Source organism: Acaricomes phytoseiuli DSM 14247 (genome assembly GCF_000376245.1).
Classification (GTDB): domain Bacteria; phylum Actinomycetota; class Actinomycetes; order Actinomycetales; family Micrococcaceae; genus Renibacterium; species Renibacterium phytoseiuli.
The window spans coordinates 1-2200 of record NZ_AQXM01000011.1 but is presented as its reverse complement, the minus strand read 5'-3'; the positions used below and the strand labels follow the sequence as shown (position 1 = coordinate 2200).

Sequence of the window (2200 nt, the reverse complement as noted above, 5' to 3'; positions counted from 1 at the left end):
CTCACTCCCGTAGAGTTTGAGACGATCTACACGGACGCGAAAGCGGCCTGATCACCCCAAACCCCAACTGTCAACCAAACCCGGGGCAGACCCACTACGCAACACCCGGAGACACGCTTGTGGTGTGGAGGATCGACCGACTCGGACGATCGCTCATCGACGTCCTCAATACGGTGAAAATACTCCACGAAAGAAAAATCAGCATCCGATCAATCCACGACGGCATCGATCCAGCGACCCCAACAGGCCAGCTCATGTTAAACATGCTCGCCACCTTGGCCGAGTACGAACGTGAACTCATCACCGAACGCGTCAACGCAGGAATAACTGCAGCCCGAGATGCTGGAACACGCCTCGGGCGCCCTCCCCTCGCCGCAACGATCATCGCAGAGAAACTACTTATCACGGCCAAAGCGCGGGCCAACGGAAAAACAGCTACCGAAGCAGCTAACCTTGTTGGCTGGTCCCGAGCAACTCTCTACCGACACCAACAAAAACAAGACGAACAAAAATCTTTGAACAACTGACACGCTACTTGTCACCTCAGGACAGTTCTAGGAGTACCAGGCCATGACGGCACGGGAGAAGGTGTGGGCCCCGGAACCATATGGTTCCGGGGCCCACACCTTCTCCCGTGCAAGGAGAGTTTGAGAGGTGCCGGCTTCCGTAGCCAGTCCCTCCATTTTTATTAATTATTTATGTCTGGATGTAATTATTGATCCTTGTTTTCTTCGCCAGATGCTGCTGTGGAGAGTTTCAGCCTGAAAGCCTCGTCTAGGAATTGGACGAGTGTCATATTATTCCTGTAGCAGTAGTCATCGACTCGGTCTCTCAAGTCCATTTCGATGTTGGTGCTTAGGGGCTCAGATCGTTTTCTACCCCGAGGGCGGCCTGGGCCACGCTGCAGTTGATGTGATGACTCCGCTGGAATACTCGCCGCGACCGGATCGGGTTTGGCTGCCCTTGAGTCCGCTGCAGGCTGTGGAGCTAGCGCCTCTACTGGATCCTTGGTGGGGGCTTTCTGCAGTTTCTTGATCGCTGATTCACGCTGAACGGTCATGACCGATCCTTCTCTCAATGGTCGCTACGAGTTCGCTGACCTTGTCGATAATCGCTGCCGCTCCCCTGGTGCCTAATTTGTGTAAGGGTGCTTTGCTGCTTTGCATGTCTAAGACAGCTGTGCGGTTCGGGAGCACTGGTTCCAGGACATCGGTGCCATAGGCCTCGCGCATTTGCTCCAGCTGGAACTGGTGTTCACCTAACTGGGAGCGGAATTTGTTGGGAAGTATGCCTAGAAGTTTCAGGTCGGGGTTGAGGTGCGGCTGCCGGCGCACCTTATCCACTGTCTCCAGGAACTCCCCAAGCCCGGAGACCGAGAAAGCTGTGGTCTCGGTGACTGCCAGCACGTAATCTGCCCAGATGAGCCCATTAAGGGTGAGTCGGCCCAGGTTGGGCGGCAAGTCAAGGAGAACGTAATCGAAGGCCTCCAGCTCCTCAACGCCCCAGGCAGCTGACTTCAGTCGCATTTCCGCTGCCATGAGCGGTTCAGTGTCAATCCGCACCAGGCCTTCATCTCCTGGTATTGCGCTGATCCCCGACCAGGCCGTGGGAACGATGGCTTGGCCGAGCGTTCCAGCTTCGCCTGCGTATAGAACATCAAAGATAGTGTAAGGACCGTCGACTTTCAGCGTCGTGGTGAGGTTGCGCTGCTGATCCAAATCTATGACCAGAACTGGGCGTCCCTTGAGTGCCAGGCCTTCGGCAATCATGAGCGTCACGCTTGTTTTGCCGACGCCCCCTTTACGGTTTCCTATGGCAATTACCGTTGGCATGCGTCACCACCTCTCCAGTCATTCATTATGTCCGGATGTAAAGCCATATGTCCATACGTCTGGCTTTACATCCATACGTATTTATGGATGTCTTTCTGTCTTTCTTTACATCCTTCCATACTTCCTGCTGCATGTCTTTCTGCATTTCTGTCTGGACATAATTATTGGCAAATAATTATGTCCAGACAGAAATGCAGATAGATGGAAGTATCCTGATGGTATGTGTGGACGGTATGCCTTGACCAGGACGACTGCTGAGCGGTGTCCCAGTAGGTGAAGGCCCTGGTCCCGGGAGAGGAGTTTCCATGACCGTAAGAATCTATAGCGATAATCCTATGAGTCTTCCCGAACGCTGCTTTCTGCTTATC

Annotated in this window: 2 protein-coding genes; one reads left to right on the top strand and one right to left on the bottom strand. The window is 53.9% G+C overall.

Annotated features, from left to right (window positions below; genetic code table 11):
* Positions 1 to 47: 47 nt before the first annotated feature.
* Entirely contained in the window at positions 48 to 527 is a 480-nt protein-coding gene (locus C501_RS0100135) for a recombinase family protein (protein ID WP_083906467.1), read from the top strand.
* Between the two features lie 516 nt (positions 528 to 1043).
* On the opposite strand, the gene C501_RS11860 is transcribed toward C501_RS0100135, so the two are convergent.
* A complete protein-coding gene (locus C501_RS11860) occupies positions 1044 to 1832 on the bottom strand; it encodes a ParA family protein (protein ID WP_051064423.1) in 789 nt (262 codons plus the stop codon).
* Positions 1833 to 2200: the final 368 nt, after the last annotated feature.

Excerpts from the sequence above, each read along its gene's own strand:
- C501_RS11860 (WP_051064423.1), bottom strand. The coding sequence starts at position 1,832 with ATGCCAACGGTAATTGCCATAGGAAACCGTAAAGGGGGCGTCGGCAAA.